Origin of the sequence: Bradyrhizobium sp. SZCCHNS3052, assembly GCF_032484495.1 — a bacterium.
GTDB lineage: Bacteria > Pseudomonadota > Alphaproteobacteria > Rhizobiales > Xanthobacteraceae > Bradyrhizobium.
In genome coordinates this window covers 349,213-367,672 of the sequence record NZ_JAUETB010000002.1, presented here as the reverse complement: position 1 = coordinate 367,672, position 18,460 = coordinate 349,213, and the positions used below count along the sequence as shown (strand labels likewise).

Here is an 18,460-nt window from a genome sequence, read left to right as displayed (position 1 = left end):
CTACGGCGGGAGGTAACACGGTGGATCCCGCCGGCGAAGGAGATCACGTCACATCGCGGGAGAACACCCATGACCCTCAGCCTTGCCTCGCTCCGCTACGCCTCATCCTTCGCCGTGCTGCTCGCCTCGCTTGCTCCGTGGTCGCCGTCGGTGGCCGCGGTGGATCGGCCTGTCGTCATCGAGCTCTTCACCTCGCAGGGCTGCTCCTCCTGCCCGCCTGCAAATGCCTATCTGAACGAGCTGGTGCGGCAGCGCCGCGACGTGCTGCCGCTCGCCTTTCACGTCACCTATTGGGACCGGCTGGGCTGGAAGGATCCGTTCTCGTTGCCGGCCGCCACCGACCGCCAGGCCCGCTACGGCAGCCGCTTCGGCGACGGCTCCTACACGCCGGAGATCGTCGTCGACGGGGTGACGGGTCATGTCGGCTCCAACAGGGCCGAGGTGGGAGCCGCGATCGATCGCGCCAGGGGCGCGAGCGCGACGGCGGCGCGGCTCAAGCTCGCGCGCGATGGCGACAGGCTCACGGTCGAGGTCGACGGCGGCGAAGGACGCGGACGCCTCCTCCTGGTCGGCTTCGATCATCGGCATGAAACGGCGATCCGCCGCGGCGAGAATGGCGGCCGCACGCTGGAGGAGCTCAACGTGGTGCGCTCGGTGCGTCCGCTCGGGGATTGGAGCGGCACCGCGCTGCGCCTCACCGAACCCATGCCGGAGGGCGAGGATGCCGCCGTGATTCTCGAAGCGGCGGACGGGCGCATCGTCGGCGCGGCGCGGCTGTAGCTACCGAGGTCAGGACGAGGCGCAATGGCGACACCAGAACAGCCGATAGCCCTCCTCCACCCTTCTTGTGTAGGTCTCGACGTTGCCGGCGGCGGAGTTCGCGACCATCGCCGGCAGCTCCGTCCGCAGCTTCGCCAGAACTTCGGGCTGGGCGGCGTATCTCAGGGCGATGGCGATATAGCCGTCATCGTCGGAGGCCACGAAGTCGCCGAGCCCGACCGCCGTGTTGATCGCCGCGGCCGCGCGCGCCGCGGCGCTCTGCCCGAGCTTGGCGATGACGGGGACGCCGGCCTGCAGCGACTCCCAGGTGCTGACGCCGCCATTCTGCGGGAACGGGTCGAGCGACATGTCGATGCCTGCGAACTGCGCGATGTGCTGGTCGCGCGTCGACAGGCCGAGGCAGGTGATGCGCTCCTGCGCGATGCCATGCGCCACGAACCGCGCGACGAGGCCGTCGCGCAGCAAGGGGGCATCGAGCGCGCCGTTCTTGATGACGATCCGCGAGCCCGGCAGCGCGCCCATCAGGCGGGACCAGAGCGCGAGCGCAGGCTCGGAGATCTTGTCGATCCGGTTGAAGACGCCGAACGTGACGATGCCGTTGCGCAGCATCGGCAGCGGTGTCGGCTGCCATCCCGGCAAGGGATCGGTGGTGATCACGGCCGGCAGATCATAGACCTGCTCGGCAAACAGCGGACGCACAGCCTCCGGCACGGTCACCGGATCGGCGAAGAAGTAGTCGATGGTCGGAAGCCCCGTGCCGGTGCCGCTGCCCCACGCCGTGACCTGCACCGGCGCCGGCTTGCGCGCGAACACCGGCAGCCGGTTGCCGGCGGAATGGCCGGAGAGGTCGACGAGGATATCGACCTGATCGGCCTCGATGCGATCGCTCAGCTCCTCATCGGACATCTGCCAGGCGTCGACCCAGAGGTCGGCGGCGGAACGGCATCGCTCGGTCATGCCATCCTGCAGCGGCGAGCAGGAATAGCAGACGACCCTGAACGCCTGATGGTCGTGGTGGCGCAGGACCGGCAGGAACACCAGGGCAGCCGAGTGATTCCTGAAATCGGACGAGACGTAGCCGATGGTGAGCCGCCGCTCCGGATCGCGGTCGCGGACCGGCGGCGGCCGGCGCGTGATCTTGCTGCCGATCCTGGTCCACCATTCCCGGCGTACCGCCTGGTGCTGAGCGAAATCGGTATCCGGCATGAAGTCGAGCAGGAATATCTTCGCGGTGATCGCATCACCGAAATCCGGCTTGATCTCGAGCGCACGCTCGAAGTGCTGCAAGGCCGTCGCGAGATCGCCCTGCTTGCAGAAGCATTCTCCGAGCCAGGTCCAGGCAACCTCCGACTGCGGGTTCTGCTCCAGCACCTTGCGGCAGGCATCCATCGCCGGCGCGATATTGTCCTTGATGGCGCTGAGCTGCGCGAAGCCCAGAAGCGCGACGTCCAGCCGCGGATCGAGCGCCAGCGCGGCCTCGAAATCGGGCATCGCCTTGTCGAAACGTCCGGCCTGCTGATGCAGCCGGCCGCGCTGGGCGAGCACCTGCGGTGCACCGGGCTTGATGGCGAGCGCGGCGTCGAAGGCCGCGAGCGCCTCGTCGGAATGGCGCAGATTGATGCTGGCGAGTCCCTTGCCGAACATCGCCTCCATGTGACGCGGGTTGAGCGACAACGCGCGATCGAAGCTCGCATTGGCCTCTGCATTGCGGGCGAGCGGAAGCAGCGCCATGCCGCGATTGCAATAGGCGTCGGCATAGTCGGGCTTGAGCGCGATCGCCCGGTCATGCGCGGTGATCGCCTCCTCCGGCCGGCCCAGGCGCATCAGCGTGTTGCCGAGGCCCGTGAGCGCCACGAGCAGATTCGGTTTCAGCGCGACGGCGCGCTCCTGGCATTTGCGCGCCTCCTCGAAGCGCTTGCGGTTGAACAGCGCGAGACCGAGATTGGAGAGCGCCTCGGCATGCCGCGGCTCGATCTCCACGGCCCTGGTCAGGGCCTGCTCGGCGAGGTCGAGCTGGCCGCCGTCGAGCGCCGTGACGCCGAGCAGGTGCAGCGCATCGAAATGGTCGGGAAGCAGCGCCAGAATCTGGCCGCAGATCGCCTGCGTCTCGGCGTGACGGCCGGCACGATACGCCGCCACGGCGCGCGGCATGAGCTCATCGGCCTGCTTGCGATGCTTCTTCTGCAATCTCGCATTCTGGAAGGCGCGAGAGCCGACATTGCTTGCCAAGAGACTTGCCTCCACGAGGAGCGTGCAGATCGCGGGAACGCGGTGAACTCACACGCGGCACGAGCGGATGCCGCGACACCAGGACTAGCCGGCGCCGGCGCAATGGCGGCGCCAGAACAGGCGGTAGCCCTCCTCGACCTTGCGCGCGTAGGTCTCGACATTGCCCGCGGCCGAGCTTGCCACCATCGCCGGCAGAGCAGCCCGCAGCTTGGCGAGCTCCGCCGGCTGAGAGGCCCACTTCGCGGCGAGCGCAACATACCCCTCGTCGTCCTCGGCGACGAACTCGCCGAGCCCGACCGCCGTGACGATCGCGGCGGCGGCGCGCGACGCCGCGCTGTGGCCGAGCTTGGCGATGACCGGCACGCCGGCCTGCAGCGATTCCCAGGTGCTGACGCCGCCATTCTGCGGAAACGGATCGAGCGAGATATCGACCTGGGCAAACTGCGCGATCTGCTGCTCGCGCGTCGACCAGCCGAGACAGACGACCCGCTCCGGCGCGACACCATGGGCGGCGAAGCGCGCCAGGAGACGGTCGCGCAACAAGCGATCATCGAGCGAGCTGCTCTTGATCACGATGCGCGAGTCCGGCAGCTGCTGCATGATGCGGGTCCAGACGATCAGCGCAGCGTCGGAGATCTTGTCGAGCCGATTGAACACGCCGAAGCTGACAAAGCCGTTATTGAGCATCGGCAGCGGTGTCGGCGCGATGTCCGGCAACGCTTCGGTGGTGATCACCGCCGGCAGGTCGTAGACCTGCTCGGCGAACAGATGACGCACGGCGTCGGGCACCGTCACCGGATCGGCCAGGAAGTAGTCGATGGTCGGCAGGCCGGTGCCAGTGCCGCTGCCCCAGGCCGTGACCTGGATAGGTGCGGGCTTGCGGGCAAACAGCGGCAGCCGGTTGCCGGCGGAGTGGCCGGAGAGATCGACCAGGATATCGACGCCATCGGCCGTGATGCGGTCGGCGAGTTCGTCGTCCGACATCTGCACGGCGTCGACCCAGAGATCGGCGCAGGCACGGAACTGCGCGGTCACACTGTCCTGCACCGGCGAGCAGGCGTAGCAGACGATCGCGAAATTCTGCGGGTCGCGATGCCTGAGTACCGGCAGAAATGTCAGCGCGGCCGAATGATTGCGGAAGTCGGACGAGACGTACCCGATCGTCAGGTGTCGTTCCGGGTCGAGATCGCGCTTGGCCGCCGGCCGGCGCGGGATGTGGGCGCCGATCCGCTGCCACCATTCGCGCCGCGCCGCCTGCTGGAGCGCGAAATCGGCCTCCGGCATGAACTCGAGCGTGAAGATCTTGGCGGTCATCGCCTCGGCGAAATCGGGCCTGATCTCGAGGGCGCGATCGAAATGTGCGACGGCCGAGGCGACCTCGCCCTGCTTGCCATAGCAGACGCCGAGCCACAGCCAGGCCTCCTCGGAGCGCGGATTCTGCTCCAGCACCTTGCGGCAGGCGTCGACGGATTGGGCGACGTCCTTGAAATGGCCGAGCTGGGCCTTGCCGAGCAACGCCATCTCCAGCATCGGATCACGCGCCAGCGCCGCCTCGTAGTCCGCCTTCGCCTGGTCGAAACGCCCGGCCATCTGATGCAGCCGGCCGCGCTGGGCGAGCACTTGCGGTGCACCGGGCTTGATGGCGAGCGCCGCATCGAAGGCCGCGAGCGCATCGGTCACGTGACGCAGATTGATGCTGGCCAGCCCCTTGCCGAACATCGCCTCCATGTGACGCGGGTTGAGCGACAACGCGCGATCGAAGCTCGCATTGGCCTCTGCATTGCGGGCGAGCGGAAGCAGCGCCATGCCGCGATTGCAATAGGCGTCGGCATAGTCGGGCTTGAGCGCGATCGCCCGGTCATGCGCGGTGATCGCCTCCTCCGGCCGGCCCAGGCGCATCAGCGTGTTGCCGAGGCCCGTGAGCGCCACGAGCAGATTCGGTTTCAGCGCGACGGCGCGCTCCTGGCATTTGCGCGCCTCCTCGAAGCGCTTGCGGTTGAACAGCGCGAGACCGAGATTGGAGAGCGCCTCGGCATGCCGCGGCTCGATCTCCACGGCCCTGGTCAGGGCCTGCTCGGCGAGATCGATCTGGCCACCGTCGAGCGCCGTCACACCGAGCAGATGCAGGGCATCGAAATGGTCCGGCAGCAACGCCAGGATCTTGCCGCAGATCGCCTGGGCCTCGGCCCGCCGACCACCGCGATAGGCGGCGACGGCCGTGGGCATCATCGCGTCGGCCTGCTTGCGGTGTTTCTTCTGCAGCCTCGCATTCTGAAACGCACGGGAACCGACATCGCTTGCCAAAGACGGCCTCCGAATAACGCGTGGATCTACATATCGGGCTTGTTCACGCGCGACCTTGCTTCAGGCCGCGACGGATGGGCCTCAGCCGCCAGTAGCGCAATAGCGGCGCCAGAACTGGCGATACCCCTCCTCGACCTTGCGCGTGTAGGTCTCGACGTTGCCGGCGGCCGAGTTGGCCACCCGCATCGGCAGCTCCGCACGGAGCTGAGCGAGCTCGGCCGGCCGCGCCGCGTGCTTCAGGGCGATCGCAATGTACCCCTCGTCGTCCTCGGCCACCCAGTCGTCGAGCCCGATCGCCTTGACGATCGCGCCGCCGGCCCGCGACGCTGCACTGTTGCCGAGCTTGGCAACCACGGGAACGCCGGCCTGCAGCGATTCCCAGGTGCTGACGCCGCCATTCTGCGGGAACGGATCGAGCGAGATGTCGATGTTGGCGAACGCCGCGATGTGCTCATGGCGCATCGAAGCGCCGAGACAGGTGAGGCGGCTCTCGCCGACGCCGTGCGCGGCGAAGCGGGCGATCAGCGTGTCGCGCAGGAATGCATCCTCCAGCGCGCCGTTCTTGATGACGACGCGGGCGTCCGGCAACGCTTGGAGCAGCGCCGACCACACCCTCAGCACCTCGTCGGAGATCTTGTCGACGCGGTTGAAGACACCGAAGGTGACGTAGCCGTTGCGCAGCATCGGCAGCGGCGTCGGCTGCGCGTCCGGCAGCGGATCCGTGGTGATCAGCGCCGGAAGATCGTAGACCTGCTCGGCGAACAGCGGCCGCACCGCCGATGGCACAGTCACCGGATCGGCAAAGAAGTAGTCCATCGTGGGCAATCCCGTGCCGGTCGCATTGCCCCATGCGGTGACCTGGATCGGCGCGGGCTTGCGGGCGAACACGGTGAGCCGGTTGCCGGCCGAATGACCGGAGAGGTCGACGAGAATGTCGACCTGGTCGGCCTGGATGCGATCGGCCAACTCATCGTCGGAGAGCTGAGATCCGTCGACCCAGCCGTCGGCCGCCGCCTTGCACTGCTCGGTGACCGAATCGACCAGCGGCGAGCACGAGTAGCAGATGACCTTGAACGCCGCGTGGTCGTGATGGCGCAGCACCGGAAGGAAGGTCAGCGCGGCCGAATGGCTGCGGAAGTCGGACGACACGTAACCGACCGTGATGCGGCGATCCGGATCGCGGTCGATGGCGGCGAGCTGGCGCTGCGGGATGTGCGCGCCGATCCGCTCCCACCATTCGCGGCGGACGGCCTGATGCACGGCGACGTCGGCGCCGGGATAGAAATCGAGCGCGAAGATCTTCTTCATCATTGCATCCTCGAAATCCGGCTTGATCTCGAGGGCGCGGTCGAAGTGCTGGATGGCGCCGGCCGTGTCGCCCTGCTTCGCCAGGCACGTGCCGAGCCAGATCAGCGCGACCTCCGACGCCGGATTCTGCTCCAGCACCCGCTTGCAGGCGAGCATCGCCGGAGCGATCCGCTCGGTGAGCACGCAGACATGCGCCTTGCCGAGCAGCGCCGCCTCGAGCCCGGGGTCGGTCGCCAGCGCGGCATCGAAATCGGCCTCGGCCTCGGCGAACCGTCCCATCTGCACATAGAGACGGCCACGCTGCGCGATGACGGCCGCCGTGCCCGGCTTCATGGCAAGGGCGGCGTTGAAGGCGGCGAGCGCCTGCTCGAGGTGCCGCAGATTGATGCTGACCAACCCCTTGCCGAAGGTCGCCTGCATGTGCCGCGGCGCCAGTGCCAAGGCGCGGTCGAAGCTCTGTCTGGCCTCCTCGTTGCGCAGCAGGAGCAGTTGCGCCATGCCGCGATTGCAGTAGGCGTCGGCGAAGTCGGGCTTCAGCGCGATGGCGCGGTCATGCACCTCGATCGCCTGCGCGAACAGCTGCATGTTCATCAGGGTGTTGCCGAGGCTCGTCAGCGCGGTGGCGAAATTGGGCTTGAGCGCGACGGCGCGCTCCTGCACCGCGCGCGCCTCCTCGTAGCGCTTCATGCTGAACAGCACGAGGCCGAGATTGGCCAGGGCCTCGGCATTGCGCGGCTCCACCGCGACGGCGCGGGTCAGGGCCTGCTCGGCGAGGTCGAGCCGACCGCTGTCGAGCGCGGAGGCGCCGAGAAGGTGAAGGGCGTCGAAATGATCGGGCACGAGGGCCAGCGCCTGACCGCAGATGGCCTGGGCGTCGGCATGCCGGCCCGACCGGTAGGCCTCGACGGCCTTCGGCAGCAGGCCGTCGGCCTGCTTGCGGTTCTTCTTCTGCAGGCGCGCGTTCTGGAACGCGCGCGATCCGATCGTGCTTTGCAAGGAAGCTCTCCGGCGGACGACGTCCGGGGCTATCTAGCACGGCTCGCGTGATTCGCGGCGAGACCCCGCCCTACTCGCGACGGTAATCGTCCTCGATGCGGATGATGTCGTCCTCGCCGAGATAGGACCCGGTCTGGACCTCGATCAGTTCCAGCAGGATCTTGCCCGGGTTCTCCAGCCGGTGCACCGCGCCCATCGGAATGTAGATCGATTCGTTCTCGTGCACGGTCTTGACCGTCTCGTTGATGGTGACCCGCGCCGCGCCGCGCACTACGATCCAGTGCTCGGAGCGGTGATAGTGCTTCTGCAGCGACAGCCGCTGGCCGGGCTTGACGATGATGCGCTTGACCTGGTGACGCTCGCCATTGTCGACCGACTGATAGCTGCCCCAGGGCCGATGCACCTTGATGTGCGCCTCGGTCACTTCGGGCGCGACGGTCTTGAGCTTGGCGACCAGCCGCTTCAACCCGTTGGCATCGCGCTGGCGCGACACCAGCACGGCATCCTGCGCCGCCACCACGACGAGGTCGTCGACGCCCTCGAGCGCGACCAGCGCCTTGTCGGTGACCACGTTGCAGTTGCGGGAATCCTCGAACACGGCGGTGCCGCGCGCGGCATTGCCCTGCCCGTCCTTGTCGGACAGTTCCCAGACCGCATGCCAGGAGCCGACATCAGACCAACCGCACGACACCGCCACCACGGCGGCACGTTCGGTCTTTTCCATCACGGCATAGTCGATCGAGATCGGCTTGGCCGCCGCGAAGGCATCGGAGTCCAGGATGATGAAGCCGAGGTCGCGGCCGGCCTTGGAGACAGCGTCGATCACCGTCTGCACGCTGCCCGCATCGAACTTGCGGTATTCATCGAGCAGGACCGATGCGCGGAACATGAAGTTGCCGCTGTTCCAGAGATAGCCTTCGCGAATGTAGCGCTCGGCGGTCGGCTGATCCGGCTTCTCGACGAATTTCGCGACGGCCCGCACTTCCCCGGATACCGATGCACCCGGGCTGATATAGCCATATTCGGTGGCCGCGCGCTCCGGATTGACGCCGAAGGTGACGATGCGGCCGGCCTCGGCGGCCGCGAGCCCCTGCCGGCACGCCGCGAGAAAAGCGGGGGTGTCACGGACGACGTGATCGGCCGCGAGGGCCAGCACGACAGCGTCCTGATGGCGCGACTGGGCGAACGCCGCTCCGGCGGCGATGGCCGGGCCCGAATCGCGCCGCATCGGCTCCAGCAGGATGTCGGCCTCGATGCCGATCTCGGCCAGTTGCTCCAGCACCATGAAGCGATAGGCCAGATTGGTGATGATGATCGGCCGCTCGAAGAGATCGGCATCGGAGACGCGCAGCAGCGTGTCCTGGAACGTGGAACGGGCGCCGAACAGCGGCAGGAACTGCTTCGGCCTGACCTCGCGCGAGGCCGGCCAGAGCCGGGTCCCGGCGCCGCCGCACATGATGAGAGGAATGATGCGTCCGGTCATGAATCAACCCGTTAAATTCGGTGATAGTCGCGGTACCATTTCGCAAAACGTCCGATGCCGTCGGCGATCGACGTCGCCGGCCGGAAGCCGATGTCGCGCTCGAGGTCGCTGACATCGGCGTAGGTCGCCTCGACGTCGCCGGGCTGCATCGGCAGCATCTCCCTGATGGCCGGCCGCCCAAATTCCTTCTCCAACAACGTTATCACGTCCATCAGCTGTTCGGGATGATTGTTGCCGATATTGTAAATCCGCCATGGCGCCCGGCTGCTCGACGGATCGGGCCTGTTTCCATCCCAATCCGGGTTTCCCTGGGGCGGGCGGCCGATCAGGCGGACGATGGCCTGCACGATGTCATCGACATAGGTAAAATCACGCCGCATCCGGCCATGATTGAACAGCTTGACCGGCTGCCCGGCGAGGATGGCCTTCGCAAAGATGAACATCGCCATGTCGGGACGGCCCCAGGGGCCGTAGACGGTGAAGAAGCGCAGCCCGGTGGCCGGCAGGCGGTAGAGATGGCTGTAGGAATGCGCCATCAGTTCGTTGGCCTTCTTGCTCGCCGCATAGAGGCTGATCGGATGATCGACATTGTCCTTGACCGAGAACGGCAGCTTGGTGTTGGCGCCATAGACCGACGAGGACGAGGCGAACAGCAGATGCTCGCAGCCATGATGGCGGCAGCCTTCGAGGACGTTGATGAAGCCTTCAAGATTGGCGTCGACATAGGCGTGCGGATTTTCCAGCGAGTAGCGCACGCCGGCCTGGGCGGCGAGATGCACCACGACCGGAAAGCGATGCTGGGCGAACAGCGCCTTGATGCCGGCGCGGTCGACGAGATCGAGCTTATGAAAGACGAAACCCGGCTGCGCCTTCAGGATCTCGAGGCGCGCCTCCTTCAGCTTCGGATCGTAATAGGCGTTGACGTTATCGATGCCGATGACCCGGCGCCCCTCCGCAAGCAGCCGCTGCGACAGGTGGAATCCGATGAAGCCGGCGGCGCCGGTCACGAGGATGGGATGATCTGCCATGGTCGCTCCGTCAGGGTCGCCACAGTTCGATGGCGGCGGGTTTGCTCGCGCGGTCGAGCTTCATCTTCACGTCGAGCACGAGGCCGCTCTCCTCGCGCAGCAGGCCCTGCACGAGAGCCCAGCCTCCGGCGAGATACTGATCGTGCGACACGGCCAACACCACCGCGTCGGCTGGGCGCAGCGCCTCGATCGCCGTCAGGCCGATGCCATACTCCTCGTGCACCGCCGCTGCATCGGCGAGGGGATCGGCGATCTGCACCTCGACGCCGAACGACTGCAATTCGCTGATGATGTCGATCACCCGCGAATTGCGGATGTCCGGCACGTTCTCCTTGAACGTCATGCCGAGAATGGTGACGACGCCCCCCCGGCCCTTCCGCCGCAGCAATCCGCGGATGCATTCGCGCGCGATGCGCCGGCCCATCTCGTCATTGATGCGGCGGCCCGCCAGGATCACCTCGGGATGGTAGCCCGCCTTCTCGGCGCGGTAGGTGAGGTAATAGGGATCGACGCCGATGCAGTGGCCGCCGACCAGGCCGGGGGTGAACGGCAGGAAGTTCCACTTGGTCGCGGCAGCCGCGAGCACGTCGCCGGTATCGATCTCCAGTGCCTGGAAGATCAGCGACAACTCGTTCATGAAGGCGATGTTGAGATCGCGCTGGGTGTTCTCGATCACCTTGGCCGCCTCGGCGACCTTGATCGATGGCGCGCGATGGATGCCAGCGGTGACGACCGAGCCGTAGACGGCGGCGACGATCGCGAGCGTCTGCGGATTCTGTGCCGAGACCACCTTGGTGATGGTCTCGAAGCGATGCGTCTTGTCGCCAGGATTGATGCGCTCCGGCGAATAGCCGACGTTGAAATCCGTCCCCGCCTTCAGCCCCGAGCAGCTCTCCAGCAACGGGACGCAGTCTTCTTCGACGGCGCCCGGGTACACGGTCGACTCATAGACGACGATGTCGCCGCGTTTCAGAACGGCTCCCACCATGCGCGTCGCGGCCAGCATGGCGCCGAGATCGGGCCGCCGCGCGCTATCGATCGGGGTCGGAACGGTGACGATGAAAAAATCGGCAGTCGCGATATCATCCGGCTCGCTGGTGAAGCGCAGGCTTGGCCGGCGCAGGTCGGCCGCATCGACCTCGCAGGTCCGGTCCCTTGCATCCTTCAGCTCCGCGACCCGGACCGCATCGATATCGAACCCGATCGTCGGGCAGCCTGTCCGCGCGAACGCAGCCGCGACCGGCAGGCCGACATAGCCAAGGCCTATCACCGCAATCTTCCGGCCATGAGACATAAATTGATATTCCGGTCGTTTCGGAGGCCATTGACGCCACCCCTGCGACTGTTTAGCCACCGGGGCATCAGGACCGCAAGGGGCGGCTAAGGCTCCCCCTCGACCGGGGTCCGGCCTTGCCAGGACGGGAGTTGCGCGTATCGCACTCGGCTTGGACCGTTTCAACCAAGAGCGAAGCCAGCCTGGCATGCGTGCGTTTTTGATTCTTCTCCTCCGGATCGTGGTGTCGCTGGCCCTGCTGTATCTCGCTCTGCGCGGGATCAACTTTGCGGCGATCCGCGAGCGGCTCAGCCAGATCAACATCGGCTGGATCGGGCTGGCGGTAGCCATCACGCTGGTGCAGATCTTCATCGGCGCCCTGCGGTGGCGCGAGATCTCCGCGCTGTGCGGCGCGCCGCTGACGGACCTGCAGGCGTTCCGCTACAACATGATCGGCGCCTTCTTCAACCAGACCCTGCCGTCCTCGATCGGCGGCGATGCCGTGCGTCTCTGGCTGATCGGGCGCACCGGCGCCGGCTGGCGCGCGGCCAGCTACTCGATCCTGACCGACCGCGCCGTCGGCTTCATTGCGCTGGCGCTGATCATCGTCTCGAGCCTGCCGTGGAGCTATGGCATGATCGCCGACGAGCACGGGCGGCTGGCCCTGGTGCTGGTCGACGCCGCCGCGCTGGCGGCCGGCGTCGGCTTCCTCACCATCGGCCATCTGCCGGCGGCGTGGATGAAGGCGTGGTGGCCGACGCGTCACGTCTATGCCTGCTCGGTGATCGCGAACAAGGTGATCTTCGGCCGAACCACGGCTGCGAAGATCGCCGCGCTGTCACTGTCAATTCACGTGCTGGCCGTCGTCATTGCCTGGTGCGCGGTGCGCTCCATCGCGGCGCCAGCCGCATTCGAACAACTGTTCCTGCTGACCCCGCCGATCATGCTGATCACGATGCTGCCGATCTCGATCGCCGGCTGGGGCGTGCGCGAGGCGACGATGATGGTGGCTTTCGGCTATGCCGGCCTGGCGCCGGCGGACGGCACCGTGGTCTCGATCCTGTTCGGCGCGGTCTACTTCATCGTCGGCGGCATGGGCGGGCTGGTGTGGATTCTCAGCGCCGAAAAAGGCGCCGGCCGCCTCGCCGTTCCCGCGACGGTCGAAGACTGACCTGGATCATGATGCGATTCCACGGAATCGCATCATGATCTCATCTCTTTGTTTGAGCATGATCTTTTCGGAAAACCGGTTTCCACTTTTCCGGATCATGCTCTAAGCGGCGCGCGCCCATTCGTCGTGCCAGGCCTGCGCCATCAGCACGTTCCACAGCCAGTAGGAATGATTGTGGCGGCGGCTGAGATGCTCGTCGAACATGCGCGTCACCCGCACCGGATCGAACAGGCCCTGCCGCCTCAGCCGCTCCGGCGACAGCAGGTCCGAGGCCCAGGATTTCAACGGCCCACGCAGCCACGCGTCGAGCGGAATGCTGAAGCCCGTCTTCGGCCGATCGATCATCTCGGCCGGCACGTGGCGATACAGCACCTGCCGCACCAGCCATTTGCCGCGGCCGTCCCGCACCTTCATGCCGGCGGGCACCTTGGCGGAGAACTCGACGACGTCCTTGTCGAGGAACGGCACACGCGTCTCCAACGCAACCGCCATCGCCGCGCGATCGACCTTCTGAAGGATGTCGTCGCTGAGATAGCTGAGGGAATCCGCCAGGGTCATGCGGTCGAGCGGATCGAGCCGCGCCGCGAGCTGCCGCATCTCGCTCCCCGCCCAACTCTCCTGCTCCCTGCCACCCACCACCGTGCCGGCCGGATCCTGATCGATCGAGCACAGCGCCCGGTAGAGGCCATCAAAGCCGTCGGCGGCAATGACGCGGCCGAGCTTGGCCACCTGATCGCCGGCATGCCGAACCTTCAATCGGGCCGGCAACACCGGCTGCAGCGCCCTGAGAACCGTCTCGGCCGGCTCTGGGGCGATCGCGCCGAGAACGGCGCCAATGGCACGCCGCAGCGGCATCGGCACGCGACCAAGACGCGCCTGCAGCGCGCCGCCCCAGACATGCCTGTTGTAGCCGCCGAACAGCTCGTCGCCTGCGTCACCTGACAATGCGACGGTCACATGCCGGCGCGCGAGCTGCGCGACCAGATGCGTGGGGATCTGCGAGGAGTCGGCGAACGGTTCGTCATAGATCCGCGGCAGCTTCGGCACCACGTCCATCGCGGTCCGCGCATCGACGTACAGCTCGGTATGATCCGTGCCGAGATGCTGGGCAACCCTGCGGGCGTCCTCGGCCTCGTTGTAGCCACCTTCGGCAAAGCCGATGCTGAAGGTGCGGACCGGCTGGCTCGCCCCCGCCTGCATCAAGGCCACGATGGTCGATGAATCGACGCCCCCGGACAGGAACGCGCCGAGCGGCACGTCCGACAGGCACTGCCGCTTCACGGCGACCGACAGCAACTGCTCCAGCCGATCGACGGCCTCGCGCTCGTCGGCGATGCGATCCTCCTGGGCGGCAGCGACGCGATCGCGCAGCGACCAATAGGGTTGCGGCAGTGGCCAGCCGCCGGGAGCCGCATCCGAGGCGAAGCTCACGAACGACGCCGGTGGCAGCTTGCGGATGCCGGTCCAGATCGTGGCGGGCGCAGGCACGTAGGAATAGCGCATGAACGCCGTGAGCGCCGCGCGGTCGAGCGACGGCGCCCAGGAGGGATGCGCCGCCAGCGCCTTGAGCTCGGAGCCGAACACCAGATCGGCGCCGCTCCAGCCGTAGAACAGCGGCTTTTCGCCGAAGCGGTCGCGCGCCAGGATCAACTGCCGAGTTTCGGCGTCCCAGAGCCCGAAGACGAACATGCCGATCAGGCGCTGAAGCGCCGGCTCAACGCCCCATCGGCTGATCGCGGCGAGCAGCGTTTCGGTGTCGGAATGACCGCGCCAATTCGGCGCGGCGCCGGCGGCCTCCAGTTCTGCACGGACATCGAGATGGTTGTAGATCTCGCCGTTGAAGGTGACGGTGTAGCGTCCGCAGGCACTGTGCATCGGCTGCGCCCCGGCCTCGGAGAGATCGAGGATCGCCAGACGGCGATGTCCGAAGGCAAGCCCCTTCGCAGCACTGATCCAACTGCCGGACGCATCGGGGCCGCGATGCGCCAGCGCTGCCGTCATCCGTTCGACGATCCCGGCCAGTTGGGCCTGGTCGGCTCCGCCGGGGCGAAACAGGCCGGCTATGCCGCACATGGTCCCCGCTCCGCTGCTTCGTCCCCCATCTGCATGGCTCAGTGACCCTCACCAGCGTCGTGCAGCAATTCCGTCTCATGATTGGCCAGGAAACCGAGGCTCGGACGGCTGGTGCCGTAGTAATAGGGCAGCCCCAGCGCACGCCTCCAGCGCGACAGCAGTCGTGCGCCATCGTGATCGCCTTCGAATTCAGCCAACCGACCGTCGGCGATGGCCAGGACCTCATCCGCCGTGTGGCGGATGTCGTCCGCCGAGTTGGTCTCCGGATGCGCGCCGCTCCGGCCCAGCACGGCTGCATCGAACACGCGCCAGCGCCAGGGCGACGTTGTCAGTTGGTGCTGCGTCAGCACGGTGCCGTCTGCCAGTCTGACGGGCTTGAGGGCAAAACGGACGTTGCTGTTCCACAGCTGGGCGTCGGTCGTGATCGCATTCACGATCGCACAAGGAATGCCGAAACTGACAGCGACATTCGTCAACCCGGACGTCGTCCCGATGAAGGCGTGGGCGTGGCGGATCAGGTGGATGTCCATCGGCTCCGATCTGAATTCGCTCAGCGCGTAATCGATCGTGCGAGCCATCGGCGGAAGCCTCGGCGAGTTCGGACCACCGAGCTTGATGACCCATCCGCCACGGGAGGCGATCAGACGAATGGCGTCCAAAGACGTCTCGATCGGCGCATTGCGGTGGGTCTGCCCTGTGCCCATGAACTCGAAATAATGCGCTGCGTCCCGGGTGTGCAGGCAAACATACCAGTCGTCGGGCTTCATGCCGTACCTGGAACGGAACGCATCGAAGCGAGCCGCAGCGGCGGCCGCACTCCGGTCGTAGGCATCACGCAACGGATGCCCTCTGCCCTCACGCTCCCATTGCTCGATGGCGATCGCACCCGCGTCCTGCCAGGGCACGACCCGCCCATCCGGCAGCCTGAACGCGTTGAAGTTCAACCCGCACCAGCGCTGCAAGGACAGCAGCTCCTCACCCAGTCGCTCCGATACGGTTTCGCCGATCACCACGACCTTGCCGAAACCTTCAAACAGCTTGAAGAAGACCGCGTTGGCGATGCTATCGGGACGGACGACGATCACGGCTTCGCCTGACCACCAGCCCAGCTCTCGCATCCGAAACAGAATGTCGAGCATGCCGAGATGGCCGATCTGCGTCGCCCATTCCTCAGGAACGAGCCGCAGCGTATCGAAGGTGACGCCGAGCCGGTCGAGCAGACGCTTCAACTCATCAGAAAGCGGTGGCGGCGATGCCCGCAGTTCCCGCTGCGCATCCAAGGCGCGCTCATACAACCGAATTGCAATCTCGCCGCGACCGACATGCATCACGCGCTGGCCCGTGAAGTTGCACAGGTCGAACAGCCGGCCGGGAGCGCCGCAGAGGAAATCGAGGCTGTTGGGAACATAGCGCGGTGAATTCCGAGCTGCGATGTTCTGGTGGGGACGGAAAAAATGCAGGCTGCTCCGGCCCGCCCAGAACATCGCGTCGAGCGCCGCAGCCTCATCCCCTTCGATCACGTCAACCATGGCCTTGTAGAAGGCGAGATCGACCGTCGCTTCGAGCTGTTCGGGCTTCGCTCCCGCCGCGGCATCGCGCGCTTCCGAAAACTCGCCCAGTTCGAACAAGGATCGAACCAGCGCGTATCTGGTGTCCGCATCATCGAACGCCAAGGTTTCGCGGCCGACAGTCCTGGCCGCCTCGCGATAGGCGCCGATGCTGCTCAGGGCTTGAATCGAAGCGCCGGGGAAATATCGGCTGAGAGCCGTCGAAAAACGAAACTCCGGCCGAGCTGCAAGATGCGACGTCGCATAGGGAAAATAGGCCTGAGCAAGGCGCCGCCGGAGTGGAAGTCTCGCGGCGAAAGCGATGACCAGACCAAGGAACACCGCGCGTCGCGGCAGCAGATTGAGGGTCGCTCCGACTATGACGAAGACCTGGTAGACAAACCGTCGGCGGCCGCCGCGCATCGGCCTTTGCTTTTGCAGTTTCATACGACCAAGTTCCACACAACCTTGAAATCCCGGATTCCGCGCGTTCGGATCAAGGCGGAGCCTGGACGACCGGCCATTCAAGTCGCCTGCGCGCCAAGGATCACGTCTCGGGATAAGGACAGTACGCTCGCCGGGTCCAATGGGAGAATTCCCCGTGGAGACATCGCCGCCGCAAATGCCAACCAAGGATTGAGCCGATTGGATCGCAGCTATAACAGAGGTGCCGGGAATTTTCCAAGCCGAACATGGGGATGAACGCGAGCATAACCGGATGAAATGAGAATTCAGAATCTTAAGCCCGGCGCCGATTGGTCTCGGGGAGCCCCACCTGATGCGCGAGGGCTCGGACGAAGCGTGTCGGACGACCCCGCGTGGAGCCGGCCGGCTCCTCCTTGGTTGGAATTCAGCAAAATCGGCATCATTTGCCGTCGCCAGCTCCAACGGGAAATGCCCGCTTGAAAGCCGCCGTCTTGACGATCTCGCGAGCGAGATAGCTCGTAAAGATCTGCGCCCCGTGCCTGTCCAAATGGCCGCCGCCGTCGATCGTCGTCAGGCCATCGAATGGCGGCGCGATCAGTTCGATGTTCAATTCCTTCGCCAGTTCTGCCGCCTGCTGGACGCAGGACTGGCTATGCGGGACCAATGTGAGCACGGCCTCTCCGCCCACTTCATGGAGAAATCTCTTCGCATAGTCGACAATCGCGGGGGTCGTATGGCAGTCGGGATCGCGGGCCGACAGCATCGGCTTGTTGCCCAAGGCGACATAGCCCGGATTGTCATCCAGCCCCATGTCACCATCAGCGATGTTGCGATAGAGGCCGGTGGGCGAGAAATGGCCATTCTGATACGCCGCAATCAAGTCCTCGATACGCCAGTGCAGATTGCGGCCGACCACCGTCAGGTACCCCCGTAGTCGGTTGCGCTGGACGGCGGCAATGGGCTGCTTCTGCGGACCAAGAGTGACGTTGAGGTCGTTGCTGAAGAAGTGCACGAACTGATCGTCGGCATTGATGATCCACAGACGCGGACGGATTTTCCAGCGTTGGATCACGAGCCGCGAGAACTCACCGCCGCGAATTCCCACGAAGGCCATGTTGTAGATCCCCAATCGACCGAGCACCGGCGATTGCGCGAGCGTCTGCCGGTCTACGGCATAGCTGACGAAGGACGGACCGAGAAAGACAATGTCAGCCTGCTCGGCGGCTCCGACCGATCCTCCCAGATTGCTGTAGAAGATATCCTGGTCCTGGATCTGCGGAATGCTGCGGCCTCCGAAATTACGATACCAGTTGGTGTCGCTTTGGCGCGGAATCTGCAACAGCCCATCGCGCAACGTCCACGCGTCGAACGAGAAGAGCGACAAACCGAGCGAAAACGCGAACGCGGCCGCCAGGCCGACAATTCCGACTGCGATGAGATAGCGCCCGAATCCGGCCGGTTCAGCTGACTTTTCCGGTGCAGACCGGCCGACTGTCGACATGACGCAATTTCCGCTCGATAGGTTGTCTCGGTGGGTGTCGTGGCAGCTGCTTTCGGCTTCGACGACGAGAGTCTAGACACGACGTCAGCCGGTGGAACAGAGGGCTTCCCACTCCTCCCAAGTTTGCTTTGCGCGGGAGCGCAGACCTATCGGGATGTCATCTGCATGATCCATCGAGGGGTTTCTTCGCCGCTGCGGTCGTCGGCGAGAGTGATTGCGCGCCCCCCATCATGGCGGCGTTGGATTGGCGTCATTGGGTCGAATTTTGAGCTGCCATAGCAGAAGAATCATTGATCGAAAAGGGTCCGCCCTGTTCGAGAGGCCGGCCGCACGTCGCTGCC

11 protein-coding genes are annotated in these 18,460 nt (G+C 65.8%); 2 read left to right on the top strand and 9 right to left on the bottom strand.

The window, feature by feature from the left end:
• Positions 1 to 69: 69 nt before the first annotated feature.
• Positions 70 to 780: a DUF1223 domain-containing protein gene (locus tag QX073_RS09835; protein ID WP_315753213.1), complete on the top strand. Its 711-nt coding sequence runs from the start codon at positions 70 to 72 to the stop codon at positions 778 to 780.
• Positions 781 to 789: 9 nt separating this feature from the next.
• On the opposite strand, the gene QX073_RS09830 is transcribed toward QX073_RS09835, so the two are convergent.
• From QX073_RS09830 to QX073_RS09805, 6 genes are all read right to left on the bottom strand, one after another.
• Positions 790 to 3,009 carry a tetratricopeptide repeat protein gene (locus QX073_RS09830; protein WP_316225684.1) on the bottom strand — a complete coding sequence of 740 codons (2,220 nt, stop codon included), beginning with the start codon at positions 3,007 to 3,009 and terminating at the stop codon, positions 790 to 792.
• 84 nt (positions 3,010 to 3,093) lie between these two features.
• Complete coding sequence (locus tag QX073_RS09825; protein ID WP_316225683.1) at positions 3,094 to 5,313, bottom strand: tetratricopeptide repeat protein; 2,220 nt, start codon at positions 5,311 to 5,313, stop codon at positions 3,094 to 3,096.
• Between the two features lie 81 nt (positions 5,314 to 5,394).
• Complete coding sequence (locus QX073_RS09820) at positions 5,395 to 7,617, bottom strand: tetratricopeptide repeat protein (RefSeq protein ID WP_316225682.1); 2,223 nt, start codon at positions 7,615 to 7,617, stop codon at positions 5,395 to 5,397.
• Between the two features lie 70 nt (positions 7,618 to 7,687).
• A complete protein-coding gene (locus QX073_RS09815; RefSeq protein ID WP_315712782.1) occupies positions 7,688 to 9,100 on the bottom strand; it encodes a mannose-1-phosphate guanylyltransferase/mannose-6-phosphate isomerase in 1,413 nt (470 codons plus the stop codon).
• An 11-nt stretch (positions 9,101 to 9,111) separates the two neighbouring features.
• Positions 9,112 to 10,128 (bottom strand): NAD-dependent epimerase, encoded by a 1,017-nt coding sequence (locus tag QX073_RS09810; protein WP_315712783.1) that lies wholly within the window; start codon positions 10,126 to 10,128, stop codon positions 9,112 to 9,114.
• 10 nt (positions 10,129 to 10,138) lie between these two features.
• Positions 10,139 to 11,422: a nucleotide sugar dehydrogenase gene (locus QX073_RS09805; protein ID WP_316201833.1), complete on the bottom strand. Its 1,284-nt coding sequence runs from the start codon at positions 11,420 to 11,422 to the stop codon at positions 10,139 to 10,141.
• Positions 11,423 to 11,609: 187 nt separating this feature from the next.
• Between QX073_RS09805 and QX073_RS09800 the strand changes: the two genes are divergently transcribed.
• On the top strand, positions 11,610 to 12,572 hold the full coding sequence (locus QX073_RS09800) for a lysylphosphatidylglycerol synthase transmembrane domain-containing protein (RefSeq protein WP_315712786.1): 963 nt from the start codon (positions 11,610 to 11,612) through the stop codon (positions 12,570 to 12,572).
• Between the two features lie 102 nt (positions 12,573 to 12,674).
• Here the strand turns inward: QX073_RS09800 and asnB are convergent, their stop codons facing one another.
• The 3 genes from asnB to QX073_RS09785 form a co-directional block, all read right to left on the bottom strand.
• Positions 12,675 to 14,645, bottom strand: coding sequence for an asparagine synthase (glutamine-hydrolyzing) (gene asnB, locus QX073_RS09795; RefSeq protein WP_316225681.1), 1,971 nt, complete (start codon positions 14,643 to 14,645; stop codon positions 12,675 to 12,677).
• A gap of 38 nt (positions 14,646 to 14,683) precedes the next feature.
• Positions 14,684 to 16,639: a TIGR04372 family glycosyltransferase gene (locus QX073_RS09790; RefSeq protein ID WP_316225680.1), complete on the bottom strand. Its 1,956-nt coding sequence runs from the start codon at positions 16,637 to 16,639 to the stop codon at positions 14,684 to 14,686.
• Positions 16,640 to 17,057: 418 nt separating this feature from the next.
• Positions 17,058 to 18,119 (bottom strand): hypothetical protein, encoded by a 1,062-nt coding sequence (locus QX073_RS09785; protein ID WP_315828203.1) that lies wholly within the window; start codon positions 18,117 to 18,119, stop codon positions 17,058 to 17,060.
• Positions 18,120 to 18,460: the final 341 nt, after the last annotated feature.